27 protein-coding genes are annotated in these 26,958 nt (G+C 69.4%); 8 read left to right on the top strand and 19 right to left on the bottom strand.

All coding sequences use genetic code 11. The features are described 5' to 3' along the window. Window positions 1-14: 14 nt before the first annotated feature. On the bottom strand, window positions 15-1,424 hold the full coding sequence (locus ACTWPV_RS35535) for a PD-(D/E)XK nuclease family protein (RefSeq protein WP_443155299.1): 1,410 nt from the start codon (window positions 1,422-1,424) through the stop codon (window positions 15-17). A gap of 1,289 nt (window positions 1,425-2,713) precedes the next feature. Between ACTWPV_RS35535 and ACTWPV_RS35540 the strand changes: the two genes are divergently transcribed. The 3 genes from ACTWPV_RS35540 to ACTWPV_RS35550 all read left to right on the top strand — a co-directional run bounded on the left by ACTWPV_RS35540 (window position 2,714) and on the right by ACTWPV_RS35550 (window position 4,174). Continuing rightward, window positions 2,714-2,851, top strand: coding sequence for a hypothetical protein (locus ACTWPV_RS35540; protein ID WP_443155131.1), 138 nt, complete (start codon window positions 2,714-2,716; stop codon window positions 2,849-2,851). Window positions 2,852-2,940: 89 nt separating this feature from the next. Next, window positions 2,941-3,090, top strand: coding sequence for a hypothetical protein (locus ACTWPV_RS35545; RefSeq protein ID WP_443155132.1), 150 nt, complete (start codon window positions 2,941-2,943; stop codon window positions 3,088-3,090). 826 nt (window positions 3,091-3,916) lie between these two features. Beyond that, the gene (locus tag ACTWPV_RS35550) at window positions 3,917-4,174 is read left to right on the top strand and encodes a hypothetical protein (protein WP_443155133.1); all 258 of its coding nucleotides are present in this window, start codon (window positions 3,917-3,919) and stop codon (window positions 4,172-4,174) included. Between the two features lie 486 nt (window positions 4,175-4,660). Here ACTWPV_RS35550 and ACTWPV_RS35555 read toward each other — a convergent pair whose 3' ends face one another. Both ACTWPV_RS35555 and ACTWPV_RS35560 read right to left on the bottom strand, forming a co-directional pair. Beyond that, window positions 4,661-5,245, bottom strand: a complete 585-nt coding sequence (locus ACTWPV_RS35555; RefSeq protein WP_443155134.1) for a GNAT family N-acetyltransferase — start codon at window positions 5,243-5,245, stop codon at window positions 4,661-4,663. After that, the gene (locus tag ACTWPV_RS35560) at window positions 5,242-6,657 is read right to left on the bottom strand and encodes an amidohydrolase family protein (protein WP_443155135.1); all 1,416 of its coding nucleotides are present in this window, start codon (window positions 6,655-6,657) and stop codon (window positions 5,242-5,244) included. The genes ACTWPV_RS35555 and ACTWPV_RS35560 overlap by 4 nt, the downstream gene beginning before the upstream one ends. Window positions 6,658-6,791: 134 nt before the next feature. Between ACTWPV_RS35560 and ACTWPV_RS35565 the strand changes: the two genes are divergently transcribed. Together ACTWPV_RS35565 and ACTWPV_RS35570 are read left to right on the top strand one after the other, a co-directional pair. Then, complete coding sequence (locus ACTWPV_RS35565) at window positions 6,792-7,712, top strand: TetR/AcrR family transcriptional regulator C-terminal domain-containing protein (RefSeq protein WP_443155136.1); 921 nt, start codon at window positions 6,792-6,794, stop codon at window positions 7,710-7,712. A 369-nt stretch (window positions 7,713-8,081) separates the two neighbouring features. Beyond that, window positions 8,082-8,516: a hypothetical protein gene (locus tag ACTWPV_RS35570; protein ID WP_347618683.1), complete on the top strand. Its 435-nt coding sequence runs from the start codon at window positions 8,082-8,084 to the stop codon at window positions 8,514-8,516. Between the two features lie 108 nt (window positions 8,517-8,624). On the opposite strand, the gene ACTWPV_RS35575 is transcribed toward ACTWPV_RS35570, so the two are convergent. Beyond that, entirely contained in the window at window positions 8,625-9,878 is a 1,254-nt protein-coding gene (locus tag ACTWPV_RS35575; RefSeq protein ID WP_443155137.1) for an MFS transporter, read from the bottom strand. Window positions 9,879-10,124: 246 nt separating this feature from the next. Here ACTWPV_RS35575 and ACTWPV_RS35580 point away from each other — a divergent pair, with 246 nt between their 5' ends. Then, on the top strand, window positions 10,125-11,096 hold the full coding sequence (locus tag ACTWPV_RS35580; protein WP_443155138.1) for a helix-turn-helix domain-containing protein: 972 nt from the start codon (window positions 10,125-10,127) through the stop codon (window positions 11,094-11,096). 8 nt (window positions 11,097-11,104) lie between these two features. Here ACTWPV_RS35580 and ACTWPV_RS35585 read toward each other — a convergent pair whose 3' ends face one another. Then, entirely contained in the window at window positions 11,105-11,584 is a 480-nt protein-coding gene (locus ACTWPV_RS35585) for a nuclear transport factor 2 family protein (RefSeq protein ID WP_443155139.1), read from the bottom strand. 91 nt (window positions 11,585-11,675) lie between these two features. Here ACTWPV_RS35585 and ACTWPV_RS35590 point away from each other — a divergent pair, with 91 nt between their 5' ends. Beyond that, entirely contained in the window at window positions 11,676-12,269 is a 594-nt protein-coding gene (locus ACTWPV_RS35590) for a TetR/AcrR family transcriptional regulator (protein ID WP_443155140.1), read from the top strand. A 165-nt stretch (window positions 12,270-12,434) separates the two neighbouring features. Here ACTWPV_RS35590 and ACTWPV_RS35595 read toward each other — a convergent pair whose 3' ends face one another. From ACTWPV_RS35595 to ACTWPV_RS35610, 4 genes are all read right to left on the bottom strand, one after another. Further along, complete coding sequence (locus ACTWPV_RS35595) at window positions 12,435-12,755, bottom strand: hypothetical protein (RefSeq protein ID WP_443155141.1); 321 nt, start codon at window positions 12,753-12,755, stop codon at window positions 12,435-12,437. Window positions 12,756-12,989: 234 nt separating this feature from the next. Then, window positions 12,990-15,236, bottom strand: coding sequence for a xanthine dehydrogenase family protein molybdopterin-binding subunit (locus ACTWPV_RS35600; protein ID WP_443155142.1), 2,247 nt, complete (start codon window positions 15,234-15,236; stop codon window positions 12,990-12,992). Between the two features lies 1 nt (window position 15,237). Then, window positions 15,238-16,209, bottom strand: a complete 972-nt coding sequence (locus tag ACTWPV_RS35605) for an FAD binding domain-containing protein (protein WP_443155300.1) — start codon at window positions 16,207-16,209, stop codon at window positions 15,238-15,240. Then, entirely contained in the window at window positions 16,209-16,655 is a 447-nt protein-coding gene (locus tag ACTWPV_RS35610; protein ID WP_443155301.1) for a (2Fe-2S)-binding protein, read from the bottom strand. Before ACTWPV_RS35610 ends, ACTWPV_RS35605 begins: the two co-directional genes overlap by 1 nt. Window positions 16,656-16,935: 280 nt before the next feature. Between ACTWPV_RS35610 and ACTWPV_RS35615 the strand changes: the two genes are divergently transcribed. Beyond that, window positions 16,936-17,535 (top strand): TetR/AcrR family transcriptional regulator, encoded by a 600-nt coding sequence (locus tag ACTWPV_RS35615; RefSeq protein WP_443155143.1) that lies wholly within the window; start codon window positions 16,936-16,938, stop codon window positions 17,533-17,535. 40 nt (window positions 17,536-17,575) lie between these two features. Here the strand turns inward: ACTWPV_RS35615 and ACTWPV_RS35620 are convergent, their stop codons facing one another. From ACTWPV_RS35620 to ACTWPV_RS35665, 10 genes are all read right to left on the bottom strand, one after another. Further along, window positions 17,576-18,265: a response regulator transcription factor gene (locus ACTWPV_RS35620; RefSeq protein WP_347647101.1), complete on the bottom strand. Its 690-nt coding sequence runs from the start codon at window positions 18,263-18,265 to the stop codon at window positions 17,576-17,578. Next, window positions 18,232-19,410 carry a sensor histidine kinase gene (locus ACTWPV_RS35625; RefSeq protein ID WP_443155144.1) on the bottom strand — a complete coding sequence of 393 codons (1,179 nt, stop codon included), beginning with the start codon at window positions 19,408-19,410 and terminating at the stop codon, window positions 18,232-18,234. The genes ACTWPV_RS35620 and ACTWPV_RS35625 overlap by 34 nt, the downstream gene beginning before the upstream one ends. After that, entirely contained in the window at window positions 19,323-19,901 is a 579-nt protein-coding gene (locus tag ACTWPV_RS35630; RefSeq protein ID WP_347647103.1) for a hypothetical protein, read from the bottom strand. Before ACTWPV_RS35630 ends, ACTWPV_RS35625 begins: the two co-directional genes overlap by 88 nt. Next, entirely contained in the window at window positions 19,898-20,986 is a 1,089-nt protein-coding gene (locus tag ACTWPV_RS35635) for a hypothetical protein (protein WP_443155145.1), read from the bottom strand. Before ACTWPV_RS35635 ends, ACTWPV_RS35630 begins: the two co-directional genes overlap by 4 nt. 13 nt (window positions 20,987-20,999) lie before the next feature. Next, window positions 21,000-21,392 carry a FixH family protein gene (locus ACTWPV_RS35640; RefSeq protein ID WP_443155146.1) on the bottom strand — a complete coding sequence of 131 codons (393 nt, stop codon included), beginning with the start codon at window positions 21,390-21,392 and terminating at the stop codon, window positions 21,000-21,002. After that, window positions 21,389-22,720, bottom strand: coding sequence for a hypothetical protein (locus ACTWPV_RS35645; RefSeq protein ID WP_443155147.1), 1,332 nt, complete (start codon window positions 22,718-22,720; stop codon window positions 21,389-21,391). Before ACTWPV_RS35645 ends, ACTWPV_RS35640 begins: the two co-directional genes overlap by 4 nt. Window positions 22,721-22,886: 166 nt before the next feature. Next, window positions 22,887-23,408: a phospholipase gene (locus ACTWPV_RS35650; RefSeq protein WP_443155148.1), complete on the bottom strand. Its 522-nt coding sequence runs from the start codon at window positions 23,406-23,408 to the stop codon at window positions 22,887-22,889. 163 nt (window positions 23,409-23,571) lie between these two features. After that, the gene (locus tag ACTWPV_RS35655) at window positions 23,572-24,036 is read right to left on the bottom strand and encodes a hypothetical protein (protein ID WP_443155149.1); all 465 of its coding nucleotides are present in this window, start codon (window positions 24,034-24,036) and stop codon (window positions 23,572-23,574) included. Between the two features lie 43 nt (window positions 24,037-24,079). Continuing rightward, the gene (locus tag ACTWPV_RS35660; protein WP_443155150.1) at window positions 24,080-25,129 is read right to left on the bottom strand and encodes a LacI family DNA-binding transcriptional regulator; all 1,050 of its coding nucleotides are present in this window, start codon (window positions 25,127-25,129) and stop codon (window positions 24,080-24,082) included. Continuing rightward, window positions 25,113-26,954 carry a DUF2264 domain-containing protein gene (locus ACTWPV_RS35665; RefSeq protein WP_443155151.1) on the bottom strand — a complete coding sequence of 614 codons (1,842 nt, stop codon included), beginning with the start codon at window positions 26,952-26,954 and terminating at the stop codon, window positions 25,113-25,115. Before ACTWPV_RS35665 ends, ACTWPV_RS35660 begins: the two co-directional genes overlap by 17 nt. Between the last annotated feature and the right edge of the window lie 4 nt (window positions 26,955-26,958).

A 26,958-nucleotide genomic window follows, 5' to 3' on the forward strand; every position in this document is an offset into this window, starting at 1 on the left:
CCGCCCCTGGGAAGTTAGGAATCTTGGGGTGCGTAGCTGGCACACCACTTTGATACAGGGCACCACTGACACTTTCGGCTTGGCCGCGCCTCGAACGTTTCATCTTCGCGCCACGGCGCGGCGTAGTGTCGAAGCACCGTCAGCGCCTTCTCCAGACGATCCGGCTCGAAGGGGTCGATAGTGTGCAGGTCGGACCCCTCCGGCCGAAGAACCTCCACCTCGACTCGCGAACCGCTCGGGTCACCGCCGAGCGCGCCACGCGCCAGCGCCACAACCCCGAGGGCAAGCTGCGGGAATTCCTCTAGCAGATCGTCGTGGAACCAGCCTTCTTTTTGCGTTGTCTTGAGCTCCCTCCACACCCAGGACCCGTCGTCAAGGTAGAGCAGGTCGGGTTTGGCAACGACGACTACCTGGGCCGCTGTGTCGTGAAAGGCGCGTCTTGCCTCTGTATCAACGTATTCGACGAGGCTTTCTGCCAGAAAGGGACAGGCATCCACGTGATGGTGAAGCATCCGCAGACCGATTTCTGCTAGTTCGTCTGGAACGTGCCAGCGTCCTTCCGTCCAATTCTGTTCAGATGACGGCATATCGCCTGCTATGCAGGGTGGATGCCCCTTGCGTCGGTGGAGTGATTCGATCCACTGATGAACGGCTTGTCCGAGTTTGGCCGAATCGCTGTACTCGCTTTCCTTGGGGAGATGCAATGCGCGCAGGTGCGCTTGTGCCGGGCAGTCCTTGTAGTACCGCAGGTCACTAACGGAAACCTTCCGAAGCGGGGCGGGCCGTGATGGCAGTCCGAGGATCCCAGGAACGCGTGGCAGCGCTGGACATCCAGTCATCTGCTTGCATTCGAAGCACGAAGCGCCCGTGGAGAGGCCACCCGCCGACACAACCTTGGCGACATACGGATGCCCGTGTTGGCGATAGTAGTTCTCGGCGTCCTCAAGACTCCCGTCGAACTCGATGCTGACCCGTCCATCGGCCAGGCCGATTTCCACGATCCGGACATGTCTAACCCGTTGCTGAGCCGAACGGAGCATCGGGAAGCGATCACTCCACGGATCCGGCCAGGCAGCCGGACGACCATGTACGGCAACGTATGCCGCAATCCCTAACTCACCTGGCGACGATCCCTTGATTTTCCCATGACGCAGCCTTCGGTACTCGCGAACGCTTCCGTCGTCCGACTCATATCGCCGCCACCATGCATACAGCTCCCAGAGCTTGTCCTCCTCGTGCTGCACGACCCAGTAGGGACGGACCGGCATCAGTTCCTCTCCAGCGAAGCGCTCCCTGTACATACGAACGGCATGCTCCGCGTAGCGAAGGTGGCCGTCATGGATGACAGGAGAGCGGCCCCGCAGATCCTCAAGCACCGATTCAAGCGAGACGCTGTTGAATTCGATTCGGTCCAAGATCTCCATCACGGGCCCGAGCGTAAAGGTCTCGATGCGAGAGGCAGGCAAGCGCGAACGCACCGCAGCACGCAACGCTGGGCGTGCCTTCGCGGCACCGTGCGAAGGACAGGAATGCTCCTCATCGCCCCCCGTGCCCGGCCCGACGCGCAACAGGTCCACATCCCCCACGAGCCACGGAGGCTTCCGCCATCGGCCGTCCACTGCTCTCCCACCATGCCGACGCAAGACCACGTCTTCACCTGCAGCTAGCTTAACTAATCTAAGTGGTTTGGATTCACCAAGACTTACCACGGGCAAGCTGGGTCCGCATCGCCGAGCTCGTAGAGGAACCATTTAGGACATCAATATGTCGCATTAGTGCCAAACGAAAGTTTGAAGGGTGTATCGTAACCCAGCCAGCGCAGCTCCGCCATGATGAGGCGATATCCTCCGCGATGGCATCATGGGCAGCCAGTCGGCCTCTTCCAAGGCAACCGCCGAGTCACATGCTCGCCAGCATCCTGAAGTCTAGAAGCCTTCGGTGATACTAAATCTGCACGTACAGTAACGCCTGAGCCTCCGCACTGATCCAGGCGCGCTTGCACCACAGGCAAGGTGGCTCAAGAGCATGATGACCCGCTCGTGGGGCCGTCATTGAGCGCAATCGGCACGGATCTTGAGCAGGGCCCTGGTCGGCGACCTGCCGCCCGGAACCTCCAAGCCGTCCAAGCTCCCTTCAAGCACAGGGCTTTCGTGGGCGAACCGAATGGTCAAGGCCGTGCGATTGCCGGGCCGGTTGCTCGGTGGTTGCTCTTCGGCCATCGGCACCCGTGAACACGCGGTGGCATTTTGGGGCATTTCGCGAACGACGAAAAGGAACGTAGCGTTACAAGGAAGCACGCTGTGGTATGGCCTGACACAAAAGCTAGTGACTCTTAATCAGCGGGTCCGGGGTTCGAGTCCCTGGCGGCGCACCCGGTGGAAGCCCCAGGTCACGTGTTTGTCATGGGGCTTTTCGATTTTCGGCCAGTTGCCGGCGACGCGTCTTGTGGGGGGCGGAGTCGGACGCGTTCATGCTCTTCGGCACGGTATGGCACTTCTGCGCGTGGGTGACGAGGGAGATATGCACCGGTTTGTGCATGCGGTCGTGGCCGGTCACGTCAAGCTCGCTGGGAGCTCAAGGGAAGGCCAGCCGGAAAGGGCGGCGGGTGGGCCGCGCCCGGCTTGATCGCGGACTCGTCCAGAGGCTCGCAATGCCGCGTTCGGCCGAGATGGAGCCGCTTCACAGTGGCTGCCGTTCTGATCTTCTCTGCGGAATGGATCTGCGCATGATCGCTGGCCTTGACTCTGTCGTAGGCGCTGTCCTGGTGCTGCTCGCCCTCGGCGTCGGTGATGTCACCTCTGTCCGGCTGGAGAACTCAGCCAACGGCTGGAAGCGTTCGTGTCTCGGCTGATCGTGAGCACATCACCGTGTGCGGTCTACATGACGACGGATCCAAGGTTGAGGCCGAGTACGCCACCTCGATGCTTAGCATCCACATCGTTGCCGACAGCGCGGATCGACGCCGGGCAAGCGACGGGCGGCTGGGCCGGCCCTTTCGCAGTGGTGGAGGAGTATTGCCGGATCCGGCTGCGGCGGATCCGCACCTGGCGCACGACGTTGTTCGAGGAGGTGAGCGGGCTTGGGACATGAGCCGGGCGAGGAAACGCAGTGGGGCTGGGTCAGCCTGCCCGATGTGCCCAAGGGAGGGGGCGGTCGCGCAAGGACGCGTCGCTGCTGGTGGGATCGCTGCCGCGTAGCGGTGGTGGCGGAGTGTTCCGGACGACATCACGGTGGAGCGTACCCAGGCCTTGCTGGATGCGTGGTGTGAACGGACCGCGGATCTTCGGGTGCGGCCGGACGGCGAGGAACGCGGCGGGTGACTGGGCCAGGGTGATGTGCCGGTACCAGCCGTGGTGGGAACGACTCTCGTAGTCGATCATGGCTTGCCCGGGCGCCTGGCCGGGCCGCTGCCCGTGGAACCACCTGGCCGAAAGCGTGAGGTTTTAGGCCTTTTACTCAGTGGTGAGGCATGAGCCGGTAGGCCAGAATTTATGGCTGTTCAGCACTCCGCCTTCATCGTGCCGCGCACATTCGGCGTCAAGGTCTCGCAGATCATGCTGGCAGGAAGATGAAGAGCGGAGAAGGACGGCGCCTGGGCGCCTGGGCACTCGCCCGCTAATCCGAAAATCGGTGAGTGAGTGGGCAGGCTGTAGCGGATCAAAGAAGAGCACCGCTGCACTGACCCACTTGCTTCGCAAGATTAGGGAGATTCCAGATGCGACTGCGGAAGAACACGGCTGCTCTGGCCGTTGCGATCTTGTCCATTACGGGCGTCGTCATGATGCAGCCCCCGGCTACAGCGACGGCCGGTTGTTCCGGGAAGCGGGTCGCCTCAGTACCCGTTAAGTATGCGGCGGCAGCTAATGGGAGCGCCGGCACTCTGCACGTCTATCGGAGCGGCCGCAAGTTGTGCGGAATGGTTGAGAGCAATGGCCGCCGCAACCAGTGGATGTCCATCTACTTGGGCGACGGCCGCAAGCAGTCCAAGGACAAGATCACAGCGGGCAGTCCGCGGCCCAGCCAGACAGACTGGAACCGCGGCTGGGACGCCGCCGACGCCGGGAAATTTCAGAAGTACGCCGGTCCTGTGAGGGATTACGACAACGGCAACGCCCTGATCAAGGCCAACATCAAGCAAGGGGGCCTGTGGCACATGGCCTACTGGCGGGGCTGATCAGAGACCGGGCTCCCCTTGGTGCTTGAGTCCCGCGGACGCCAGGTTGGCGTCGGGATGGCCACACTCGCCGGGCTGCGCATCTTTCCAAGAAGGCGTTCTCTTGCTCGAGTTCGGTGATGCGGCGTTCCATCTCGCGTACTCGCGCCCGCTCCGCAGCGTCTCGAGCCTGCTCGGTATCGCCCGACCGGTGGCACCTCTCCTCGGTGACCCAGTTGCGTCCAGTCTCCCGGGAAAGCGGGAGACTGCGCGCACGTAGCCGAGGCGGCGATCTTCCAGATAGTGGCGGGCCGTTGACGTCGTAGGCCTCATCGGCGGTCACCCAGCCGTACGGCACGCCGGCCGTGAGCGCCCGTTCGATCACGGCCCTGTCAGCGGGTCCGGGGTTCGAGTCCCTGGCGGCGCACCGCACAGAAACCCCAGCTCGATGTGCCGAGCTAAAGTTTCTCGGTTCGGACCCGTAGCGTCCGGCCCGACTCCGGCTGATCAGGCGATCTTCGGTACGCGCCACATCGGCCAGACGGCTGGGCCGTCGGGCAGAAGGATCGGTTCTCCGCACCGCACGAACCCGTGGCGTTCGTACAGCCGCAGGTTCGCCTGCCCGCTCGCCTCCAGGTAGGCGGGCAGACCAGCCGCGTCGGCGCGTGCCAGACCGCGGGCGAGCAGCGCGGAACCGGTGCCCTGCCCCTGGCAGGCGGGGTGAACGCCGAGGAACTGGAGGTGGAGGTGGTCGCGGTCGCTCGGGTGCCGAGCGGTCGTGAGCTCCACATACTGCCTCAGGCGGACGGGCAGTTCCGGTGGCAGCCCGTCGGTCGCGGAGCCGGGCGTGGAGTCGTCGGCGGACCAGGGCAGCCAGACGGCGACGGCCACCTCGTCCTGGACCTCCAGGCCTCCGGCCGCGGCGGACTCGGCAACCACGAAGGCGAACATCCGGGCGGAGACCTCCGGGGTGAGCCAGCGGATGACGGCGTCGGCGGCGAAAGCGGCGGTGAGCACGCGAACGGCCGCGCCCGCGTCCCCTTCCGGTGTCCGGTCACGACGAAGGCCGCTCCCCTGGCCGCGGCTCGTCACGCGCCCTCCATCGGTGTCGCCGCCGCGGCGGCGGCCGCGGTCTCGAGAAGACGGCAGCGCTCGTCCGGCCCGATGTACCGTCCGGCGGCCACGACCGCGTGGATCCTCCGGGTGTTGGTGATGTCGGCCAGCGGATCGGCGTCCAGGACCAGCAGGTCGGCCAGCCTGCCCGGCTCGACCGTCCCCGAGATTCGCTCGCGCCCGAGGAACCTGGCGGGTTCGAGCGTCGCGGCCCGCAGGGCGCGCATCGTGCTCAGCCCGGAGCCGACCAGCAGTTCGAGCTCGTCGTGCAGGGCGAAGCCCGGGAACAGACCCGGGGTCACCGCGTCCGTGCCGGCCAGCACGCGCACGCCCGCCTCGTCCATGGCGGCGACCGCCGCCCGCCGGTGGTCGAACAGCCTGCGCCGCTTGGTCACCTCGTCCGAACTACGCCCGCCGCCGTGGAAGATCTGGTCCCGGACGAACGCCCACATGTCGGAGGTGCCGGGGGCCATGTAAGCGAGCCGCTGGTCGTCCAGCCGGATTCCCTCGGCCAGGTCGACCGCGGCGTGCATGATGAGCGTCGGGCAGTAGGCGACGTCCTCGGCGACGAACCGCTCGAACAGCGCCGTGGCGGATGCCCGGCTGTAGCGGTTGACCGACTCCCATTCCACCTCGTTGACCTGCTTGAACCAGTTCGCGTAGTGGAAACCGGGTTCCGGGGAGATCCGGGCCATCGCGGCCTCCATCCGCTCCACGTCGTCGGCGGTGGCGGGCCACAGGCCGTGGACGTGCTCGAAGGACCGCTGGCCCGCGCCGACCTGCTCGACGAGCGGGATCAGGTCGGACCGGTGGCCGACCACTGGGATGTCCTGTTTGGCCGCCTCGTCCAGCAGCGCGAAGTAGGGCTCCCTGCCCAGCCGGGAGTACGCCTTGACGAAGTCCGCTCCACCGTCCTTGGCCTCGCCGACGGCGCGCCGGGCCTCCTGCTCGGTGGTGACCGAGATGATCGGCGCGTCTTCGAACAGCTCTTCCCACAGGGCGGGGGAGCCGTCCACGATCGGGCTGGCGATGATCGAACGAGGTCCGAGCATCTTGCCCGCCTCCGTCCGCCGCCGCCATTCGTGCAGGTGCGGCTGACCCCACATCTCGCGTACCGTGGTCACGCCGTTGGCGATGTAGAGGGCGGGAAACTGCCGTTCGTCGTCGCCGCCCTCGCTGTGCACGTGCATGTCGGTCAGCCCCGGCAGCACATAACGCCCGGTAAGATCATGGATTTCGGTCCCCGGCGGGATCACGACCTGGGATGCGGGCCCCACCGCCACGATGGTGCCACCGGCCAGCAGGACGGTCTGGTCCGGCAGGGACGGCCCGCCGGTGACGTCGATCACGGTGACATGGGTGAGTGCCATGGGTACGTCGGCGAATGTCATGTGTACACCGTATGGATCGGCACGCTCGCAGGCTCGATCACCTGATGCACTTCTTCAACCGTACTGCTGGCTGGGCGCTGAACGGCGGCTCGCCGGGTTGCCCGCGTTCGCTTCCGAACTAGTACAGTTGGGCCGTGGCAGCGGTGCGGGATGATCAACGACCGGCGCAGCGCGTCGTTCTCGAGCTGCGTCGCAGGATCGCCGACGGCGTCCTGCGGCCCGGTGATCGGGTGCCCTCCACCCGGCAGATCGTGCGCGATTTCGGCGTCGCCATGGCGACCGCGAGCCGCGCGCTGACCCTGCTGAGGGAGGAGGGCCTGATCGTCACGCGGCCCGGCTCGGGCAGTGTGGTCAGGGTCCCCGAGACCCGCGCGCCCGCCGCGCCACGGTTGTCGCCCCGCGACCTGACCAGAGCGAAGATCATCGCGGTGGCCATCGCGGTCGCCGACCGCGAGGGGATCGAAGCGGTCTCCATGCGTGGCCTCGCGGGCAGGCTGGGTGTGGCGGCCATGTCCCTCTATCACCATGTCGCCGGCCGTGACGAGCTCGAGCTCCTGATGATCAACGCAGTGTTCCGGGCGCAGCCGCTGGCCGCCGTCCTTCCCGAGGGGTGGCGCGCGCAGCTGGAGGAGATCTACCGGCTGCAGTGGCGGCTCTACCGCCGTCACCCGTGGCTGGCCGGGCTGCTGTCGCTGACGCGGCCGCCGTTCGTCCCCGAGGCCATGATGCACAGCGAGCGGACCTTCGCGGCGCTCGCCCAGCTCGGCCTGTCGCCGGACGAGCGCAAGCGCGCGGCCCTCGCGCTCCCCGCGCTGGTGCGCGGGCTCGCCTTGACGGCGGCGGATGAGGTACGCGCGGAGCGCGAGACGCGCATGCGCACGACCGACTGGTGGGCGGCCATGGAGAGCGAGGCCAGGATGACGTTCCGGTCGGGGAGCTTTCCCCATCTCGCGGCCGTGGAGCAGACCGTGCTCGCCGAAGACCTGGAGGTCGTGTTCGAGCATTCGCTCATGCGCTATCTCGACGGGCTGGCGGGGCTCGCCGAGCAGGAATGACCGGGCTCCCGTTCACCCCGCGCGCCATCCCCGCCGCGCGCACGCGTCGTTGGAGTTCGGCGTGCAGGGCCGCGTCCCGCAAATAGAGGATCACCTCCTGCGAACGGCTGCCTGCCGTCAGCCGCGTACCCGGCGGGGACTCCGGATCACGCCCGTGACCTGGGGTCCCCACCGCTGCTGGGTTGTTACCGCTGGGCGTTGGGCCTCGCCAAGACCGTCGTCGCCATCGCGCAGGGGTCCGCGATGCGTTGCGCGAGTGGATCGTGGACGCTACGGCAAGGGAACGTGGAGGCTCCGACATGGCCCACGGAGCGGCGATGGGTGAGGCTTTCCCCCAGATTTAGCCGTTTCGACCAAAGTAGGGATTCCATGCCCATCCTCCTCCGCCGTTTCACCGCCACGGCGATCACCGCGCTCGCCGTGACCGGCTTCGTGGGTGTCCCCGCCCAGGCCGCGGCACCCACCAAGACGGTCACCGTGGGCTGTAGCGTGCGGTACGGGTTCGCCACGTACACCGGCCGCGTCAAGATCTTCTACAAGGGGTCGACCTGGAGCAATTCCACAGTGACCCGCATGCAGTACTGGTTGCCCCCAACCAAGCGCTACCGCAACAACATCAAGGTCGTGGACTTCGGCAAGCGGGGGAACACCGGGCCAGTGATCGATGACGGGACGGTGGACAGCTACGGATCCGACTGGAAACCCCTGCTCATCCGGAGTTACCAGCGCCGCGTCGGCAAGGTCCGTGTGGAGTTCATCTTCGACCGCAAGGGTAAGGACCCGCGCTGCTCGAGGACGTTCTGACCGCCGGTCCGACCACGCCGAAGACCTCGGACAACGGATCGTCATGCGGTGAGTCCTCGAACGACCGGTCATCGCGGCGACAGCGAGAGTCCCGACCGCCTGGCGCCCTCATGCGTCCCGGCCGCTTCGCGCTCTCACCAGGGTGTCGGCGGGTGCCGGGAGGTCCGCCGGCAAGCGCCGTGCCACAGGCAGCATGGCCAGGCAGCCGGCGAGGCCGCACCCGCCTACGATCAGGGCGGGGTTGCCGGAGAGGTCGGTGAGCGCGCCCGCCAGGCTGGTGGCCAGCCCGATGCCGGCCATCATCCCGGCGGCGGCGACGCCGAAGGCCCGGGCGCGGTGGGAGTCGGGCACCTCGCGTACGAAGCGGGCGTTGAGCGCGATCTGATACGCCGTGCCGTACCCGCACAGGGCCAGCGACCCGAGCACCACCGGCAGGGGCGGGCCGGCGGCGATCGGTACGAGGGCGAGGCACGACAGCAGGGCCATCGGGCGGACCTGTCGCCAGCGCGCGGCCGGTGGGGTTAAGCGGCCGTAGATGATCGCTCCGATCATGCAGCCGAACGGCATGGCCGACAGCAGCAGCCCGACGGTCGCGTCACCGCCGTCGACCCACTGGGCGTAGGCGGTCATCAACCCTTCCGGCGCCGTGGCGAAGGCCGCGCCCGTCCACCCGAGCAGAAGATACGCCCGCAACTGGGGGTCGCGGGTGACGAGGCGGAAGCCGTCGGCCGTCGACCGGAGTATGGTGGACGGCCCCACCCGTGCCGGAGCCGGGCGGCGGATGAGATGACGGGCGAGGAGAAGCGCCGAGATGGCGAAGGTGGCGGCGTCGATGAGCAGCACCTCGCGCGCGGAGAAGACCGTCAGCAGCAGCCCGCCGCCGGCGAAGCCGAGCACCTGAGCGATCTGGCCGGTCAGGTTGCTGATGCCGGCGGCGACGACGTACTTGTCGCCCTCGAGCACTTCTGGCATGGTCGCCGAGCGAGCGGCCTGGGCGGGCGGGGCGAACAGCGCGGACACGAACAACACGGTGATCAACACGGCGACCGGGAGGCCTGGGATCACCAGCAACGTGATCAGGCACATGCGGGCCGCATCGCTGACGATCATCACGGTACGCCGGGGAAAGCGGTCGGCCAGAGCCGACAGCAGGGGTCCGAGGAGCACCCACGGCAGATAGCCGATGCCGAAGGCGACCGCCGCCAGGAACGCGGAGCCGGTGCCGGTGAACACGAGAGCCGCGACCGCGACCTTCGTGAGCTGGTCGCCGATCAGCGAAAACAAGTGGGCGGCGAACAGAGCCCGGAACTCCCGGAGCCGGAAGATCTCTCGATAGGTGGCGGCCGTTGTGTCTGTCGGCATTCTCTTCCCCGGAGTACATGCTGCCGAGGTGGGCCCGCGCACCCGGCGCGCGGGCCCACCCGTTACCCTTTAATTGGCGCACACGATCGGATCAGTACCAGGTGTTCTTTCGACGTGCCGTCACGTGAATCACCTCCATCTTTTCCGCTTCAATGCTCGGTCTTTGGCTAGGCTATTGGACCTGGGCACGCGAAACGATGTCGTGGAGTCCACGCTTTTTGGCGATGCGTCCAGAGGAAAGGCGAGATGATGAGCGGGGAAGCGGAGCAGGTGCGGTCGCATCCTGCGGACTGGTTCGAGGTGTGGCACGAGCAAATGAGCAAGGGTGCTGGATTGGAGGTGGCCAGCGAATTCGCCGACGACTTCCACGTCAGCGGGCAGGAAACGCCCCTCGGTCCTGTCGACCTCCAGGTGAAGTCGTTCCGGTCGGCAGCGGCACGGCGAGTGCGGGGCGTCACGATCGACGATCGCACGTATCAGATCGTCCTGCCCTTGCGCGGGAGCCTGCGTGCCAGCGGGGACGAGGGAGAAACCGAGGTCGGCGCCGGAGACCTCTACGTGCACGACATGGCGCGGGCCGATCGATACCAGTTCAGCGCACCCCACGAGCACGGGCTGTTCGAGATGGCGGTGATCGCGTTCCCGAAAATTCTCCTGCCTCGCCACGCGCGGCACGAGCAGATGCTCGGGCAGCGAATGTCAGGCACGGAGGGAACGGGCGCGCTGCTGAAAGGCTTCGTCGCCGAACTCGCCAACGGAAAGAGCAAATTCAGCACGTCGGAGAGAGTCAGGCTGGGTATGGTTCTCATCGACCTGGCCACGGTCCTTCTCTCCTGCCCGGGCGGCGAGGAGATGATCGACCCACGGGCTCGGGACAGATATTCCCTGACCCTGCAGATTCAGCGGTTCATTCAGGTCAATCTCGCCGACGCCGAACTTTCGCCGAGGTCGGTCGCCGCCGCGAATCACATCTCGGTCAGTCATCTGCACAGACTTTTCCAGGAGCAGGAAACCTCGGTCGCCGCATGGATAAAGACGCGCCGGCTGGAGCGAGTGCGCCGTGATCTGGCTGATCCGTCGCTGGCCGATGTTCCCATTCACGGAATCGCCGCCCGGTGGGGATTTCCGGACGCGGCCGGTTTCAGCCGTTCGTTTCGCGCGGCGTACGGCATGCCCGCCAAGGACTTCCGGGCTCAGGCGCTGAACGGCGGCGCCTGAGCCGATCGTCAGACGGCCGCCGGGCCCCTTCGCCAGCGGGTCGCGGCGGTCCTGACGATCGTGGGCACCAGCCCGCGCACGCCGAGCGCCTGAATCCCGGAAAGGGGACTCCAGTAGTCACGCCAGGTGACGATCTCGCCGTCCCGCGCGCGCAGCACCTGAATGTAGGGCATCCGGTACGGCTTGCCGGAGCTCACCACCCGCCCATGCCCTTCGTATTCGGCGACGACGACCTCCGGATCGCCGGTCTCATAGACGTCGAGCCCGTGAAAGCCGGTCAGTTCCAGCGGAGTGGAGGTGATCGAGGTGAGGTAGCGCCGGATCTCCTCCCGGCCCCGCAGGAACTTGGGCACCCCGGGTGGCGCGAAGGGCAGTTCGTGTGTCCCGTCGGCCGCGAACATGTCGGCGAAGCCGTTCAGGTCCTTGGCGAGGAAGAGTCGCTGCGCGCGTTCGAGGATCGCCTTGGGGAGGGTGTCGGGCGTTGGCATGGTGGGTCCCGTCGTTGAGTCTACGGTCGTTGACTGAATTGATGGTAGCGCGAGCCGGCGTATTGGGTCAACGACTGTAGACTCAAGCTTCATGTCCGACAACCCTCCTCACCTGTCCCGGGCCGAGCAGCGCAGACAGACCGAGAACCGGATTCTGGCCGCCGCTCGCCAACTCTTCGCCACCCTCGGATATGACCGCACCACGATCAGGGGAATCGCCGCCGCCGCGGAGGCCGACCCCGGGCTGGTGATGCGCTACTTCGGCTCGAAGGACGCGCTGTTCGCCCGGGTCGCCGAGGTCGCGCCCGACCAGCCGGTGGCCGGGACGCCGGAAGAGGTCGCCGAACTCCTGCTGGCCGCCGTGGCGGGCAAACTGGAGTCCGATGCCCCGGGCGCCCTGGCGATGTTGCGTTCCATGCTCACGCACCCGGACGCCAGCAACGAGGTGCGCGCCGCGATCGCAGAGCAGCAGCGGCAGGTGGCCGCCGCACTCTCCGCCGACGACGCGGTTCTTCGCGCCGGGCTCATCGGCGCCCTCACTATCGGGGTCCTGCTGAGCCGCCACCTCCTCCAGTTGGAAGGGGTGAGGGACGCCGGAGCGGCGGAGATCGTCAGCGTGCTGCGGCCTGCCGTACACGCCATCACCCAGGGGACGGCCGAACCCGATCCGCGGCCCCATCACTGATCGCCCGATCCGTCAGGTGACGGGGAGGCCGAGCAGAGTGGCGCTGTCTCACCGGAGAGCGCCACCCACCTCCCGGTCGCGGGCCAGTTCGGACGGCCGCGAACCAGGGAGGTGGCCTCCGCGCACAGCGTGAGGCACGGAGTAGAGCCGGGCCATCGGATCCCGTCACTCGGAGAACGATCCGGACGCGGCACGGGCGGGACGCCTGCCCAGGACGAAGGCGCCGCCCTGGGCGTGGAAGACACCCATGGCCAGCACGCCTGCCGCGCCGGCGGCGAGCGCGGGGATCGGGTGTCTGTCGAGCTGGGCCGCGATCACCAGGGTGATGGCCATCACGTACATGGCCCAGCCCGCCACGAGATTCACCAGCGGGCTGGTGCCGAAAAGGGTCGGAAATGGTTCCTTGGTGATGCCCTTGACGAAATGGGGTGTGGCGTTGGCGGCCAGGACGCCGACCAGGAAGCTGAGCAGAATCGTCTGCGTCACAGCACTCTCCTTGAAACTGGTTAGATCAGACTTCGGACGGTGAGGTCGACTGCCAGGATGTTGGCCGGGCGCGGCGGCGTCCATGCCGGGAAGTCGCCCGCCCTTGACCCCGCGTCCACAGGACGCGAGGCGGGGCCCACTCCGCCGGAACGCCGTCCCGATGGCGATGCGAATGAGTGGGTCTGCGGGCCGTCGCCGAAGTCGCCATGGTCCTTGGTCGTCGTGCACCTTGCGTTACTTCGGCCCGCGGCGGGCGGACTGAGCGTCCGCGGGGCCGTGGGCCTCTTGGGCGAGGAGTTTGTCGGGAGTGACGGGAAGTCTTCGCACGCGTTCGCCGGTGGCGTTGTAGACGGCGTTGGCGAAGGCCGCGGCGGCCCCGACCGTACCGAGTTCGCCGATGCCCCGGGCTCCCGTCGGGCTGAGCCTGGTGTCGGGGTAGTCCAGGAAGTGCACGTCGATCGGCACCGTGTCGGCGTTGACCGGGAGGAGATAGTCGGCGAGGTTGGCGTTGGAGATCCGGCCGGTGTCGCCCTCGACCCTGCCCTCCTCGCACATCGCGGCCGCCAGCCCGAACAACACACCGCCGGTGATCTGGTTGCGCGCGGTCGCGGTGTTGAGGATGGCGCCCGCGTCCACCACGGTGGTGAAGCGGGACAAGCGCGCCTCCCCGGTCCACCGGTTGACCCTGACCTCGCAGAAGTGCGCGGCGTAGGAGGCGTAGGCGTGGCTCTGGTCCAGGTCCGCGCTGCTCGCTTGGGCCTCGACCTCGGCGGTCCTGGTCAGGATGAGCAGCTCGCCGAACGGGATCGACTTCCCGGCAGCGATCAGCCGGCCGTTCTCGTAGCGCACGCCGTCCGCCCCGCGCAACGGCGAGCCATCGGCGGTGACGGCGTGCTCCACCAGCTTGGCGATCGCCGTCTCCGCTGAGGCCAGGATCGCGGGCGTCACGGTCGCCGTGGCCGCCGAGCCGACCGCACCGTACGAGTCGTTGATTCCCTTGACGGGCAGCCGTGAGTCGCCGAGCGCGGGCTTGATCCGTTCCACGGGCAACCCCAGGGCGCTTGCCCCGATCATGGCCATCACGGTCAGCATCCCTGTTCCCGCGTCAGAGGTCGCGTTGGCGACGGTGGCGATGCCGTTCGGGCGGAAGGTCACCGTCACCGTCGTCGGCGCCCGCCCCGCATCCAGGATGGCGGTCGCCATGCCCATGCCGACCAGCCAGTCCCCTTCTGTCACCGCTCGGGGCCGGGGGCGCCGCCGTGACCAGCCGAACCGCCTGGCCCCCACCCGGTAGCACTCCTCAAGGTGCTTGCTGGAGTACGGCAGGCCCTCCAGATTGGTCTCCAGATGGTTGCGCACGCGTAGTTCGATGGGGTCCATGCCGAGCGCCACGGCCAGCTCGTCCATCGCGCTTTCCAGAGCGAAGGAACCCGCCTCGTCACCGGGCGCGCGCATGATCGTGGCGGTGGGCAAATTCATGTCCGGTGTGATCAGCAATCTGATGTCGAGGTTCGGGGTCGCGTAATACTTCGCCGTGGTCCGGTAGCCGGGGTCCTCCACGAAGCTCTGACTGATCGTGTGATGCTTGATCGCATTCAGCCGACCGTCCCTGGCCGCGCCGAGGCCCAACGTCTGCGAGGACGCCCCCCGGTGCCCGGTGACGGTGAAGAGCTGCTCACGCCCGGCCACCACCTTGACCGGGCGCCGGAGCGCGCGGGCGGCTGCCGCGGCCAGCATGGAGGGAGCCCAGGTGAAGGCCTTCCCGCCGAACGCGCCGCCCACGTACGGGCTGATCACGTGCACCGCGGAGGGCTGGACGCCCAGCACGGTGGCCAGCTCGGTCGCGTGCGCCACGGGCCCCTGGGTGCCGCTGTAGATCGTCAGCCGGTCCTTCTCCCAGACGGCCACGGCCGCGTGCGGCTCCATCATGTTGTGGTGTCTCGGCGGAACCTCGTAGGTTCTTTCGATCCTGACCGCGCTGGCGCGCAGCGCGGCCTCGATGTCGACGTCGTCGGGTTTCCTGATCGGCCGCCCGAGTGGGAGGTCGGTGACGGGCGGTGGCGCGGGATCACGCTTGGCCTCCTCGAAGGAGGACTTCGGGGGCCGCGCCTCGTAGGTCACTTTGATCAGCGCTGCCGCGTCGCGGGCCTGTTCGATCGTCTCGGCCACGACCAGCGCGACAATCTGACCGTGGTAGTGGATCTCCCGGTCGGCGAGTGGGAGGCGGGTCTCGGCGAAAACGGCCGCGAGCCCTTTCAACCCGCTCGCGAATGTCAGCGGATGATCGGGCGTGAAGATGTCGAGCACGCCTCCGGCGGCACGGGCCCGGTCCACGTCAATGGCGACGATCCGGCCGTTGCCGATGGTGCTGGTCACCAGATGTCCGTAGACCATACCGGGCAGGTGGCGATCGGCGGAGTAGGTCGCCGCGCCGGTTACCTTGGCGCGGGCGTCGATCCGGTCACGGGTGGGTGGTGTCATGTCAGCCTGCCAGGTGGTTGAGCGCGCGGAGGAGGGTACGGCGTAGCAGCGCCGGTTTGAAGGCGTTGCGGGACAGCGACCTGGCGCCGTCGGCGGCGTGCGCGACCGCGGCCTCGAACGTCTCCTGCCGCATCGGCCGGCCCACCAGTGCCTGCTCGACCGCCTGCAGCCGCCACGGCCTCGTGCCGACGCCGCCCGCCGCGGCCCGGGCGGCGCGGATCACACCGCCCACGACGTTCACGGCCACGGCGGCGGAGGTGAGCGCGAACTCATACGATTGCCGGTCGCGGACCTTCACATAGGTGGAGGTGCGCGCCCACGGGAGGGCGGGCACGGTCACGCCTGTGATCAACTCGCCCGCCCGTAGCTCGTTCTCCAGGTGCGGGGTGCTACCGGGCAGGCGGTAGAAGTCGGCCAGCCGAACCCGGCGCCTGCCCTGCTTCCCGCGCAGCTCCACCTCGGCGTCGAGCGCGACGAGCGCGACGGCCAGGTCGCTGGGATGGGCGGCCACGCAGGCATCGCTGGTGCCCAGGACGGCGTGCGCGCGGTTGTGCCCGTTGACAGCCGGGCAGCCGGTTCCCGGCGAGCGCTTGTTGCAGGGAGTGGCCGGATCGCGGAAGTAGCCGCATCGGGTGCGCTGGAGCAGGTTTCCGCCGATCGTTGCCATGTTCCTGATCTGCGGGGACGCGCTCTGCCGCAGTGACTCGGCCAGCATCGGGTACGGTTCGGCCACCTGGGCGTGCTCGGCCACGTCCGCCATGCGCTCCATGGCGCCGATGAATAACCCGCCGGCGTCGGCGCGGATGCCGCGCAGCGGCACAGCGGTGATGTCCACCACGTGCGCGGGCTCGATCACCTCGAGCTTCATCAGGTCCACCAATGTCGTCCCCCCGGCAAGGTAGGTTGCCCCGTTCCCTGCCCGCTCCAGGGCTTCCTCGACGGTGCGCGCGGTGGAATAGGTGAAGGGCCGCATCACGATCCCTCCTTCGCCTGGAGGACCGCCGCCACGATCTGCTGATATGCACCGCAACGGCAGAGATTTCCGGACATGTACTCGCGGACCTCGGCCTCCGAGCCCGTGTGTCCCTCCTCGATCAGCGCCACGGCGGACATCACCTGCCCCGGGGTGCAGAACCCGCACTGGAGCCCGTCACACTCGGCGAACGCTCGCTGGACCGGGTGCAGCCGGGCACCGTCGGCGAGCCCTTCCACGGTGGTCACGGCCGTGCCGTCGGCCCCGGCCGCGAGGGTGAGACACGACAGCACCCGTCGCCCGTCGACGTGCACGGTACACGCGCCGCACTGACCGCGGTCGCATCCTTTCTTGGTGCCGGTGAGTTCCAGCCGCTCGCGCAGTGCGTCCAACAGCGTGACGCGCGAGTCGACGTCGAGCGTGCGCGCCTTGCCGTTCACCTTCATCGTCACCGTCAGCGTGGTCGCCGCGCCCACGGTGCCCGTTCCGGTGGCGGCCACGGCCGGGCGTGGCCCTGCCACGCTCGCTGCCAGAGCCGCGGTTCCCGACGTCAGCAGGAAGCCGCGGCGCGACACCCCGTCGTCCCTTGCCTGATCTTCCACCGTCAGCCTCCCTGTGCTCTGCCTCCGGGCTGTGGTCCCGCCCTCGGCACGCGCTTCCCGTACTTGATTCCATATGGTACTGAGTACCGTAACATACTGAGTTCCAGGCGGGTAGACTGGGCACATGTCAGCCGAGTCACTCCAGGAACGCAAGCGGCGGCGGGCGCGAAGCGCGATCATCACAGCCGCATACGAGCTGTTCGGCGAGCGTGGATTCGACGACGTCACCGTGACGGAAATCGCCGAGCGCGCCGAGGTCGGTCGTACGACGTTCTTCCGTTATTTCGGAGACAAGCAGGAGGTCGTGTTCGCCGACGACGAGCGCACCATCGCCACCTTGATCGGCACGATCCGGCGGGAGGCAGCCGCCCGCCGCCCGATGGGCGACTCACTCACCGCCGCGATCGAGGTGATCAGGCAGGCCACCCAGGAGGGTCTGACCGGATGGACGAGCGCGCCCGAGCATGCGGCGGTGCACGCCAGGCTGCTGCGCGAACATCCAGACCTGATGGCGCGCCTGCTGCTGAAGCAACAGCAGGAGGCCACCATGATCGTCGACGCGCTGACCGAGAACGGCGCCACGATCACCGCGGCGACGCTGGCCACCCAGTTCTCCCTGGCATGCCTCTACACGGCGATGCGGGTCGCCGATGACCCCGAACGGCTGCCCGCACTGGTCGACGAGTGCTTCGCCAGGCTCCAAGGCGTCAGCACACACGACTGACCGGCCACCGCCCAGGACCGTCCCCTGGCGACCTGGCCGTCTACGGCAGGCGCAGGCCGCGCAGCCGCGTCCACGACAGCAGCACGTGCACCCGGTCCGGCAGGTCCAGCTTGGTCAGGATGCTCGACACGTGCACCTTCACGGTGTATCGGCTGATGACGAGCCGGCGGGCGATCTCGTCGTTGGACAGGCCCTCGGCGATCAGCTCACACACCTGCCGCTCGCGGTCGGTGAGCCGGTCGGCCGCCGCCAGCAGCGCCCTGTCGGCGTCGGTGGGCAGCGTGGGCTGCAACGCCTCGATCATCCGGGTCGTCGCCTCCGGAGCCAGCACCGACTGGCCGGCGGCGACGATCCTGATGCCGTCGCGGATGCGCTCGCCCGGCGCGTCCTTGAGCAGGAATCCGCTGGCTCCGGCCTGCAAGCCGGCATAGACGTAGCTGTCCAGGTCGTACGTCGTGAGAATGAGCACCCGGCTGTGCCCGCCGGCGATGCGGCGGGTGGCTTCGATGCCGTCCATGCCGGGCAACCGGATGTCCATGAGCACCACGTCAGGACGGTGCTCCGCGACGGCGGCCACGGCGGCGGCACCGTCACCCACGGCGGCCACCACGGTCAGGTCGTCCGCCGCCCCGACCAGCCGGACCAGCGCCTCGCGAAGCAACTGCTCGTCGTCGCAGACCAGGACGCGGATGGCGGTCACGACACCGCCCGCAGCGGCAGCGTCGCGCACAGCTCGAACATCTCCCGCCCCGAGCTCACCTCCACGGTGCCGCCGAGGAGCCCGACGCGTTCGCGCATGCCGATCAGCCCCACCCCGCTCGGCCCGCCGGCGGGGGCCTCGGCGGGGACGGCGTTGACGACCGTGACCCTCAGGTGGGTGGCGCTGTAGTCGAGCGACACCCGTACGTCCACAGGGCCGGCGTGCTTGGTGACGTTGGTCAGCGCCTCCTGGACGACGCGGTAGGCGGCCAGCTCGATGCTGGTGTCGACGTGCCGTACGTCGCCGGAGCGGATCAGCGTCGCCCGTGGCCCACCCGGCGGGATGGCCGCCACCAGAGCGTCGAGCTGGTGCAGCCGCGGAGGAGGGGCGAGCGGATCGTGCCCGGGCGGCGCCTGCCTGAGCACGCCGAGCAGCCGCCGCAACTCGGCCAGGGACTCCCGGCCGGTACGGGCCACCCGGCGCAGCGTCTCCTCCATGTCGTCACGGGTGTCCGCGCCGGCCTCCGCGTCCAGCACCATGGTGGTGACCGAGTGGTTGAGGATGTCGTGCAGCTCCCTGGCCAGCAGTGTCCGCTCGCGCTCCGCCGCGCGCCGCTCGGCCAGCTCGCGTTCGGCCTCCAGCCGCCGCGAGCGGGCCTGCAACTCGTGGATGCGGTCACGGCGGCGCCCGTCCACACGCCCCATGGCCCAGAACCCGACGACGAGCACCGCCGCCACCGCGTACACGGCCACCACCCGCAGGGGGTCGCCGAGTGACACCAGCGTGACCGGCAACCCGATGCCCAGCAGCGCCAGCACCGCCGCGACGCCGATGACCCGGTGGCCACCCCGGCCCCACGCCCCGAGACGGGACGCGGCGACCAGTGGCGCCACCAGGACGGGCATCTTGACGAGAATCAGCGCCAGCTCGAGGACGACGCTCACGCCCAGCACGGAGAGCGGAAAGCGGCGCGACAACATCAGCGCCGCCGACTGCGCGCCCGCCAGCGCCAGTTGCACGCCCGGCTCGTCACCGGGCACGACCAGCCAGGCGGCCAGCGGCGGCAGCAGGGCGGGCAGGCCGTCGCTCAGCCACTCCAGCCTGGTTTCGCGCTGCGCCGGATCGCCCTCGTACGCGCCCAGCCGGCCGCCACCAGCACCAGCACCGGTGCCCACGGCAGCAGCGCGATCGTCCAGCTCACCCCGAGCGGCGGGCCCGGCTGGTCGATCGCCTGGACCGGCAGGACTCCCGTCGAGGTCGCGCCCGCTCTCTCCACGGCGAACTCGAAGCGCCATGTGCCCTCCTCAGGCAGTGAGACGACGTCCAGCCCCCAGACCTGCTCCGCGCGGGGATGCCGCGGCAGCACGATGGCATCGCCGCGGCGCTGCAGGACGATGCCCTTCAGCCCTTTGCGGTCGCCGCTGGGCGACACGGTCGTGACCAGGCCTGTGCGCCCGCCGATGCCGCCCGCCGGTTCGAAGGTGAAGTCGAGGGACTGCAGGGCGCGGACCGGCCACTCCGTGAACCCTACGGTGATCGGGGCCCCGTCGCTCATGGTGACGGTCTCCGTGTGCACGATCTCACCGGGGAGCGGGGCGGCGGCGGCCGGTCCCGCGGCGGTCATCACGGCCAGGGCGGCCGCCAGAGCCACCAGGACGCGCCTCATGCCGTCACCGCCTGCGGGACGGAGAGGCCGCGCTCGTTGAAACGGCGCAGCAGGACGGCGCACTGCCAGCCCAGCCATCCCGCCCCCGCGCCCAGGGCGGTCGCCGCGGCCAGCGTGATCGGCAGGTTCATCTCCAGAATCCCGAGCCCGCCGTAGAAGAGCGCGGTGTTCGTACCGGCCAGCGCGCCGGCCGCCATCGCGATCCGCACCGGCTGCACCGCGCGCCGGACCGCCCACGCCGTCATGGCGCCGGCCAGCAGCGCGACGAGCGGATAGGTGACCGGAAACCCGATCAGCGCCTGTGGCATGTTCGCGGCGTAGTCGCGCATCGGCTGGCCGATCGCCTCGGCGTACCACCGGGTGGCGGCCGGGGCGAACAGTGATAGCCCGCCTTGGACGAGCACGAACGTCAGCCCTGTCGCGGCGGGCCAGTGCCAGGAACGAGTGAGGCCGATGACCAGGCTCAGGATGAGCGCCGCCGCCGCGCTCAGGCCCAGCACGCGGGGCGCCACGCCGGGCAGCCATTCGAAGATGATCTCCGACACCATGCCGAAGGCCGACGTCGAGCCGAGGGTGGCCAGGCCGACGGCCAGGGCCAGGCCCCATCGCTCGGCCCGGGTACGCCGCAGCACGGCGAACGCCATGATCATGGCAAAGATCTCGACCTGGATGGACAGCCCGAGCCCGAAATGCGACGGGGTGGTCCCGGCGGCGATGTCGAAGCCGTACACCTCGTGCCACCACAGGTCGGAGCCCGCGTACAGGAGGTTGCCCGAAGCGCCCAGCCCGCCCACCAGGAACGGCCACGGCGCCCGGAACGTGCGCAACACCGTCACGGAGGGCGTGCTGGTGGGCGCGCCACGTGCCCACGTGGACTGCAGCACCACGATCAGGCAGGTGAGCCCGATGATGCCGGTGCCGGCGTAGAGGAGCAGGTGCGGGGCGGTCCAGAAGTTGTCGGGCCCGACGTCGCCGTGCCACTGCCCGTCCCAGACCATGCCGGTCAGTAACGTGGCGTAGCCGAGGAGCAGGGACCAGGCGCCGGTGACCTCCCGGCGGGGTATGTGTGGAAGTTCGGATGACATGGGGGAGTCACTCCTAAGCTGTGATCAATGTGTTGACTTTGATGACTTCGGTGGCCGAGGTGTCGTGCACGCGGACGCCGATCTCCCACGGGCCGGTCATGGTGAACAGTTCGCCGCGGGCCACATAGCGGCCCGGCCCGTCGGACCGGGCCTGGAGCTCCGGCGTGGTGTGCCCCATGTGCGGCATCACCGCGGAGATCGAGACGTCCGCCGGGGACGCCGGGTGGAGCTCGACGCGCACGTCGAGAGGGCCGAGCCGGGGTTCAAGACGCACCACGACGGCGTGGTGGGTGCCCCGGCCGCGCAGCTCGGCCGGTCCGGGAGCGGCGGGACTCCCGTGGAAGATCCAGGCGATGCCGGCCGCGATCAGCAGCACGGGCAGGACGATGTACAGGCGGCGCCTCATCGGCCGCTCCCTTCTTCGGCGACCTCGATGACGTGGGGCACGGTGACGATCCGGTAGTCCCGGGCGTACTGGATCCAGACCAGGTAGCGGCCCGGCCGGGGAAAGCTGAAGACGAACTCGAGCCGGGGCCCGTAGCGGGCGACCGACTCGTCCGGCACCCGGGCGGCGGTGGCGTCGGCCATGGAGCGGGCCTCATGGACGTGGCCGAGGTAGCCGCCGTCATGGCTGCGCAGGATCAGATGGCCGGCCATGCCGAGCCATGGCCGCAGCGCGGTGGCGCCGGTGTCGAGCGTGAGGCGGAGCGGCCGTCCGGCTACGGGATGTGCGGGTTCGGTCACCGGCCGCGCGCCGGTGGAAGCGGTCACCGGCCTGTCCCCCCGATCGCGGTGCTCCGGGTCGGGGACGGTGAACGTGCCCGAGACGAGCTGGCCGCCCGCACCGGCCCGTTCGAACTCGACGTACACGAGGTGCCGCCCCGGCTGCTCCGCGCGCAGCCGCACCTCGTACACGCCCGGCGCGGTCCTGATCGGGTGCACGTGCCGGAAGAAGCGGCCGTCGTCGCTGGTCACGACCAGGTGTGCCAGGGCGGCGTGGTGCTCGGCCAGGTCGTCCGCCGGGGCCCCGGTAGAGCCGTCGAACAACGTCACCCGCAGCCGGTAGGCCGACCGGAGGGCGGGTCGCTCCGGCGCCACCTCCACCAGCGGCTGCGCGTTCGGCCGGGTGAGCGTCTCGGGAGCCGGGGCACCCTCCGGCGCGAACCAGGGCGAGATCGCTCCGGTGGTGAACGCCACGACGATCGCCACCGCGAACGTCCCCGCGAACCCCACCGCCGCGCCCCTGCGCCGAAGCGCCGCACTCGCCAGTGCGCCGAGCAGCGCCACCGCCCCGCACGCGAAGGCCGCGTACACGACGACCTCCCACCGCGGCGTGGTCGGCACCAGCAGGCTGAACGGCAGCACCGACCGCTCCCCGCCCGCCCGCACCTCCAGCTCGTGCGGTCCCACGTCCTGGGCGCGCAGGATGGCCGGGTACATGCCGGGCCGCCCGCCCTCGACCCGCACGGAGGCCGTGGACGACCCGCCGTTCTCGACGGACCGGACGGCCAGCTCGACCTGCCCGCCCTTCCCGGGGTCGTGCGCGACCACGTCCACCTGCAGCGGAGCCGGTACCCGTATGCTCGCCCGCACCACGACGGTGAGTTCCATGCCGCCGATCGTCTGGGCGAAACGCGCATCGGCCTCGGCGTCCCGGCCGTGCGCGGCCGCGGGGGACGCCCAGGCGAGCAGGGCCACAAGGGCGAGCAGAACCGGGGTCAGACGGTTGATCACGGCGTCGAGCGTAGGAGCCGGCCCGCATCCGCCACATCGCCCGGCGGCACTGACGTGCCTAGTTCCACGGAACTACCGACGTCGCCGGATCGATCGTGCCGCCCCGCCCGCGCACGCCCGATGGCGGGGACGCGGCCGGCGTCCCCGCCAGGTCGGTTGGGGACGGCTACCGCTGGGCGGAGCGTTCGGCCTCGCGCTTGACCTTCTGGATCTGCTCGTCGGTGACGACCAGGTTGCCGAATTCCTTGACCGCCTGGTAATAGGTCCAGGCGAGCCCGTCACAGGTGGACTTCGACACTCCCGAATAGCCGGCGCACACCCGGCGCATGTCGAAGTAGAAAGCGTCGTCTATGCGGGGCTTGTTGGCCGGGAACTGGCTGACGTCCTTGTAATTGCGGTAACCGAAGTCGTGCCGCCTGCACGGCATGCGGAAATCGAAGCCGAGCGGCTGGTCGGGGCTGCTCGAGCAGAGGTCGGTGGACCAGTCGAAGGCGTAGTCGGCCCAGGCCGACTGGTTCTCCCACGCGTTGCGCCACGCATTGGCGCTCGTGGTGGTGGGCTGGCTGAACGAGGAGAGAGCGGCGAGTTTCTGCTCCAGCGTCACCGCGTGGGCCGGCAGCGCGAATCCGAATAAGGTGAACAGAAGGACGACGGCGGGGGTGATGAGGGCGATTGATCGTCTGATCATGAAAACCTGCTCCAGATGCCCGGGGATATGGCAGGGTTCGCCTGATGTCCTTACGATGACGCGCGGTTCCGGGAAAATCCGAAGCAGATCTTGCCCAAACTTCCGGGCAGGCTTCGCACAGCATTGATCTTTACAATGCGACGCGATTCTGTCAGCTGTGGAGTCAGCGGGTGACGCGGCGGGACAGCAGCAGCCGCGCCGACCAGCCGGCGGCCCACAGCAGGAGCAGCGCAACGAGCGCGCCGCCCAGCACGATGGTCAGCCCGGCGCCGATGTTGGCCCCGACCGTGCCCGCCGTCACGACCCGCCAGCCGGCTCCCACGACGGCGCCCGCGGCCAGCACCGGGATCAGCGCCGCCCACCACCGGCGGTCGAACCGGCGCCGCCGCGACGCCCGCACCAGCAGCGCCGCCGTCCCGCCCGCCACCACCAGCGCTCCCAGGCCGACGGCGCGCTCGGCCCACGGGTCCAGGCCGGGTGGACTGATCAGGTGGTCGAGGACCGTGCCGGGTGGCACGTCCGCGCTGAGGTCGCCCACCAGCCACCAGACGGCCACCGGTACGGCCAGCGCGCAGCCCGCGGCTGCCGTGAGAAGGCCCCGTCCTGAGGGCGATGCCGTGTCTCCCATGCGGTAAGTCTTACCGCCACGAGGGCCGGCATGCGCCCGGCCTTCAGCGTTCGCTCCCCAGCCGCTGCACCGAGCACCTGACCACGATGTGGGTGCCGAGCGTGATCGGCGGTTCGGCCAGCGGATCCCTGCCCGACAACGCCAGGCGCACGGCGGCCCGGCCCAGCTCGGTGTGCGGCAGGTGAACGGTGGTCAGCCCGATGTCCTCGGCCGGCGGCACGTCGTCGTAGCCGACGATCGAGACGTCCTCGGGGACGCGCAGCCCGTGCTCGCGCAGCGCCTTGACGGCGCCGGCGGCGATCAGGTCGGTGGCGGCGAATACCGCGGTGAAGTCACGCGGCCCCTCGGCCAGCCGTCGCTTCATCGTCACGTAGCCGCTGCGCCGGTCGAAGTCGCCGCACATCTCCAGCGCGGGGTCGGCCGCGACCCCGTGATCGGCGAGGGCCGCGCGATAGCCCGCGACCCGGGTGTCCGACGTGGTGTTGCCGGGGCGGATCCCCAGGTAGAGGATGCGGCGGTGCCCGGCGGACAGCAGGTGCGCGGTGATCGCGTGGGCCCCGCCGGTGTTGTCGAAGTCGACCGTGAAGGCCGGCACCCCGTCACCGAGCGGGGGGCGGCCGCACAACACCAGGCGGGAACCGGAGGCCGCCAGCCCGTGCGCGTAGCGCGTCATGCGTTCGCGGTAGTCGTCGTCGAGCACCACGCCGCCCACCAGGATCACCGCCTCGGCCCGCTGCTCGCGCATGGTCTGGACGAAGGCCAGCTCGCGTTCGGGATCGCTGCCCGTGGTGCAGACGAGCGACAGGCGGCCCTCGGCGGCTGCCTGCTCCTCCACCCCCTGGGCGATGTAGGCGTAGTAGGGCGAGTCGACCGAGTGGATGACGATGGCCACCGCGCCGGGCGAGGCCACGGACAGCGCTCTGGCCTGGGCGTTGGGCACGTAGTCGAGCTCGCGCACCGCGCGCAGCACCTTGCGCCTGGTGCTCGGGTGCACCGGATAGTCACCGGCCAGCGCGCGCGAGACGGTCGCCACCGAGACCCCCGCGTGCGCGGCGACGTCGCGGATGGTGACGCGTCTAGCCGGTCCAGACAACGCGTGCTCCCGCGGATCCATGCCGGCGGTAGGCGGGCTCGCGTCCGAGCCGGACTTCGACCCGCGAGCCGGCGGCATCATTCCACGAGACCTGCTCGCCGTGCACCGAGATTTCCGGGCTCTTGACGGAAGGGGCACGCCCCAGCCGCACCGCCGAGACGAAGATCGCCGTGCGACCGCCCGGGTGGGCGCCGACGAGGTAGGGGGTCGCGGAGTGGGGGCCGAACGCGTTCTCGTCGCGGCGGAGGGCGGCGGCCGCCGTGTCCCAGCCGTGCAGCCCGGCGATCTCGCTGACCAGCTCCTTCCCCGAGGTGGTGGTCACCGAAGCGGTGAGCCCGCCCGGCGTGACCGTGCACGGTTCGTCGGCGGCGACGGCGTGCCCGCCGTCGCGGACCACGCTCCCCGCGGGGGCGCTCACCCGGTGCACGCGTATCTCCCAGGGCCCGTCGAGCACGGACGCGGTCTCCACGACCACCTCCCCGTCGGCGTAGCGGGACGCGGCGAAGCCGTCGGCGACGCCGATGCGCTCGATCCGGCGGCGGCGGGTGGCCCGCCCGTCGGGCAGGAGCACGGTGAGATGGTTGTCGATGTTCTCGGCCCGGCCGCCGGGGCCGGTCTCGGGCGCGGTGTGGGTGGAGTAGCCGAGCTTGGCGTAGTGGGGGTCGTCCCTGGCGGTGTCGGGGTCGTTGCCGTCGCTGCCGTGGTTGACCAGGCGGGTGATCCCGTCGTGGCGGTGCAGCAGCCAGCCGGGCGCGGGCAGGGCCAGGCTGAGCTCGCCCGCGTCGGGGTCGGCGGCCGGTGCGGTCCACACCGGGTGGTCGGGGCCGAGCAGCAACCCCAGGAAACCCTTGCTCGCCCAGTAGGGGGAGGCCGGCCCCGAGTAACCCTGGGTCACGGGCAGGAAGGGACGGTGCCAGCCCAGGCTGAGCAGGCCGCGTTCGTCGGGCGCGCCGTGGGCGGCGAAGTGGTCGAGTGTGCGGCCGGCCATCAGGCGGGTGGCGCCCGGCTCGATCGGGGAGGCGTCGAAGAGCGCGCCGAGCCAGAGCGGGGCCAGGCTCGCCATCCGGTAGGTGAGCGAACGCCCCTGGTGCATGGGAGCGCCGTCGGGGGCGAACAGGTGCCGGTAGCCGTCGAGGAACGTGCGGAGCCGGTCGCGGTGGATCGTCGCGTCGGCGCCCGACATCCTGGTCCACAACAGCGTGTAGAGGTGGATCGCCCATCCGCAGTAATAGTCGTAGTTCTGGCCGGCGCCGTCGGTGTACCAGCCGTCGCCGACGTACCAGCGCTCCACGTCCGCGAGGTGCCGGTCGATCTCGTCCTGGTCGTACGGGCCGCCGGCCCCGGCGAGGAACTGCTCGACGATCACCTTGAACAGCACCCAGTTGCACGGCCAGGCGTGCTTGCCGACGATCCCGCCCAGCCAGGCGACCACCCGCTCCTGGACCCCGGGGTCGAGCCGGTCGAAGAGCAACGGCCGGGTCTCGTGCAGCGCGATCGCGATCGAGGCGGCCTCGACGATGGTCTGGTGGCCGTCGGCGATGGGCAGCCAGGCGAATTCGTGGCCGGGGTCGGTGCCGCCGGCCAGCCCTTCTGCGTAGCGCTCCAGCAGCGGCGCCGGCGCGGCGGCCGGGTCGCCGGCGAGGCGGAACGCGGCGAGCAGGAAGGTGCGCGCGAACCCTTCGAGCCCGTCGGACTCGGGCCCTGACCTGCTGGTGCGGCCGGGCAACCGGTATTGCGCGTGACCGGGCGTGGCGTAGGGAGTCACCGCGTCGAGCAGCCCGTCCGCGACGCTGACCCAGTGCTCGCGAGGGTGGTCAGCGCGCATGACG

The organism is Nonomuraea sp. KM88 (assembly GCF_052245635.1).
In the GTDB taxonomy this organism is placed as follows: domain Bacteria; phylum Actinomycetota; class Actinomycetes; order Streptosporangiales; family Streptosporangiaceae; genus Nonomuraea.

Excerpts from the sequence above, each read along its gene's own strand:
- ACTWPV_RS35570 (WP_347618683.1), top strand. The coding sequence starts at position 8,082 with ATGCCCATCCTCCTCCGCCGTTTCACCGCCACGGCGATCACCGCGCTC.
- ACTWPV_RS35640 (WP_443155146.1), bottom strand. The coding sequence starts at position 21,392 with ATGAGGCGCCGCCTGTACATCGTCCTGCCCGTGCTGCTGATCGCGGCC.
- ACTWPV_RS35630 (WP_347647103.1), bottom strand. The coding sequence starts at position 19,901 with ATGAGGCGCGTCCTGGTGGCTCTGGCGGCCGCCCTGGCCGTGATGACC.
- ACTWPV_RS35610 (WP_443155301.1), bottom strand. The coding sequence starts at position 16,655 with ATGAAGGTGAACGGCAAGGCGCGCACGCTCGACGTCGACTCGCGCGTC.
- ACTWPV_RS35605 (WP_443155300.1), bottom strand. The coding sequence starts at position 16,209 with ATGCGGCCCTTCACCTATTCCACCGCGCGCACCGTCGAGGAAGCCCTG.
- ACTWPV_RS35550 (WP_443155133.1), top strand. The coding sequence starts at position 3,917 with ATGGTTGAGAGCAATGGCCGCCGCAACCAGTGGATGTCCATCTACTTG.
- ACTWPV_RS35600 (WP_443155142.1), bottom strand. The coding sequence starts at position 15,236 with ATGACACCACCCACCCGTGACCGGATCGACGCCCGCGCCAAGGTAACC.
- ACTWPV_RS35540 (WP_443155131.1), top strand. The coding sequence starts at position 2,714 with ATGGATCTGCGCATGATCGCTGGCCTTGACTCTGTCGTAGGCGCTGTC.
- ACTWPV_RS35560 (WP_443155135.1), bottom strand. The coding sequence starts at position 6,657 with ATGACATTCGCCGACGTACCCATGGCACTCACCCATGTCACCGTGATC.
- ACTWPV_RS35585 (WP_443155139.1), bottom strand. The coding sequence starts at position 11,584 with ATGCCAACGCCCGACACCCTCCCCAAGGCGATCCTCGAACGCGCGCAG.
- ACTWPV_RS35590 (WP_443155140.1), top strand. The coding sequence starts at position 11,676 with ATGTCCGACAACCCTCCTCACCTGTCCCGGGCCGAGCAGCGCAGACAG.
- ACTWPV_RS35665 (WP_443155151.1), bottom strand. The coding sequence starts at position 26,954 with ATGCGCGCTGACCACCCTCGCGAGCACTGGGTCAGCGTCGCGGACGGG.
- ACTWPV_RS35535 (WP_443155299.1), bottom strand. The coding sequence starts at position 1,424 with ATGGAGATCTTGGACCGAATCGAATTCAACAGCGTCTCGCTTGAATCG.
- ACTWPV_RS35580 (WP_443155138.1), top strand. The coding sequence starts at position 10,125 with ATGATGAGCGGGGAAGCGGAGCAGGTGCGGTCGCATCCTGCGGACTGG.
- ACTWPV_RS35615 (WP_443155143.1), top strand. The coding sequence starts at position 16,936 with ATGTCAGCCGAGTCACTCCAGGAACGCAAGCGGCGGCGGGCGCGAAGC.
- ACTWPV_RS35655 (WP_443155149.1), bottom strand. The coding sequence starts at position 24,036 with ATGGGAGACACGGCATCGCCCTCAGGACGGGGCCTTCTCACGGCAGCC.
- ACTWPV_RS35635 (WP_443155145.1), bottom strand. The coding sequence starts at position 20,986 with ATGTCATCCGAACTTCCACACATACCCCGCCGGGAGGTCACCGGCGCC.
- ACTWPV_RS35575 (WP_443155137.1), bottom strand. The coding sequence starts at position 9,878 with ATGCCGACAGACACAACGGCCGCCACCTATCGAGAGATCTTCCGGCTC.
- ACTWPV_RS35650 (WP_443155148.1), bottom strand. The coding sequence starts at position 23,408 with ATGATCAGACGATCAATCGCCCTCATCACCCCCGCCGTCGTCCTTCTG.